We start from the raw sequence: 1,721 nt of genomic DNA on the forward strand, positions 1-1,721 counted from the left end.
GTAAGGTAAGGTAAGGTAAGGTCTCGGGCGATAATTTTGCAAACTTATTACATATAATGTTCGCGCACTTCTGTATTTTTAGGCCAGTTTAAACCGAGGCAAACCGGACAGTATGGAAATAAATAAACTTGATAATGCGCCTTTTACGGCATACCAAAAACTGGTGGTCTTTTTATTGGCCATGACACAATTTACGGTCGTGCTTGATTTTATGGTGATGTCACCGATGGGGGATATCCTGATGAAAGCCATCGATCTCAAACCAGCTCAATTTGGCATTGCGGTTTCGGCCTATGCTTTTAGCGCGGGTGCTTCGGGGCTGCTTACCGCGGGTTTTGCCGATCGTTTTGATCGAAAGAAGCTGCTGCTTTTTTTCTATTCTGGCTTTATTATCGGAACTTTCTGCTGTAGTTTTGCCAACGATTATTGGACTTTGGTCGCTGCTCGAATTATCACAGGCCTCTTTGGAGGGGTCATTGGTTCGATCTCCATGGCTATTATCACCGATATCTTTACGCTTCAGCAACGTGGACGTGTGATGGGCTTTGTACAGATGGGCTTTGGCGCCAGCCAGGTCCTAGGCATTCCGATAGGTCTGTATATCGCAAACAATTGGGGCTGGCATAGCGCCTTTTTATGGATTGCCGTGATGGCTTTAATTATTGTCATTATCATTGCAATTAAACTCATTCCGATTACAGCACATATCGGTCTTCAGAAACATCAATCTGCGTTAAAGCACCTTTGGCTGACTTTTTCACAGCGAGAATATCGTATCGGCTTTGCTGCAACAGCCTTGCTATCCATTGGAGGTTATATGATGATGCCTTTTGGAAGTGCTTTTGCAGTCAATAACCTCAAAGTTAGCCACGAGCAGCTGCCGATGTTGTTTATGATTTCGGGTATCGCTTCATTGATTATTATGCCTATCGTCGGGAAATTGAGCGACCGTTACGATAAGTTTAAGATTTTCGCGTTCGCTTCCCTTTGGCTCATGGTTGTCGTATTTATCTACACGAACCTAGGCGTTACTCCATTTTATATTGTTGTTATCTTAAACATTTTAATGATGGCGGGCATTTTAAGTCGGATGACGCCTTCTTCCGCTTTGATCACGGCTGTTCCGGAGATGAAAGATCGGGGTGCATTTATGAGTATCAGTTCATCGTTGCAGCAGCTGGCAGGAGGTGTGGCAGCTTCGCTAGCAGGTGTAATCATTGTTCAAGAAACAAAAGAAAGCCCCTTGGAACATTATCCTACATTGGGGATGAGTGTGATTCTGCTCTCTATCATCGGTATTTTTATGATCTACCGGGTGAGCAGTATGATTAAAAAGCGAAAAGCCAATTCTTAAAACAAAATTGTTCTTATCGTTATTAGTTCTTAAAATATAAATTGCTAAAGAGAGATGGAATTATGGAAAAAATAGTTAGATATCCACATCCAAATGGAGAGATAACCGTTCTTTGGATACCTGAACGCTGTGCACATGCTGCGGTTTGCGTGAAGAGTCTCCCAAATGTGTATCATCCGAAAGATAGGCCTTGGATCACAGCCCAAAATGCCAGTACAGCGGAATTGATTGAACAGATCAAGCATTGCCCTTCTGGAGCACTTCAGTACGAATTGAAAAAATAATAGTTGTTGTATTGTTAAGGCAAAAAAAAAGCATCATTTAATTATAAATGATGCTTTTCTTGTTGGCGGTCTGGACGGGACTC

2 protein-coding genes are annotated in these 1,721 nt (G+C 42.4%); both read left to right on the forward strand.

Annotated features, from left to right (window positions below):
• Positions 1 to 112: 112 nt before the first annotated feature.
• A complete protein-coding gene (locus B3P16_RS14775) occupies positions 113 to 1,354 on the forward strand; it encodes an MFS transporter (protein ID WP_070563286.1) in 1,242 nt (413 codons plus the stop codon).
• 62 nt (positions 1,355 to 1,416) lie between these two features.
• Complete coding sequence (locus tag B3P16_RS14780; RefSeq protein ID WP_046672314.1) at positions 1,417 to 1,638, forward strand: (4Fe-4S)-binding protein; 222 nt, start codon at positions 1,417 to 1,419, stop codon at positions 1,636 to 1,638.
• The last annotated feature ends 83 nt before the right edge of the window (positions 1,639 to 1,721 follow it).

Origin of the sequence: Sphingobacterium sp. UBA7631 (assembly GCF_002483935.1) — a bacterium.
Classification (GTDB): domain Bacteria; phylum Bacteroidota; class Bacteroidia; order Sphingobacteriales; family Sphingobacteriaceae; genus Sphingobacterium; species Sphingobacterium multivorum.

What these genes read in the sequence shown, in the direction of transcription:
- B3P16_RS14780 (WP_046672314.1), top strand. Translation starts at nt 1,417, where the DNA reads ATGGAAAAAATAGTTAGATATCCACATCCAAATGGAGAGATAACCGTT.
- B3P16_RS14775 (WP_070563286.1), top strand. Translation starts at nt 113, where the DNA reads ATGGAAATAAATAAACTTGATAATGCGCCTTTTACGGCATACCAAAAA.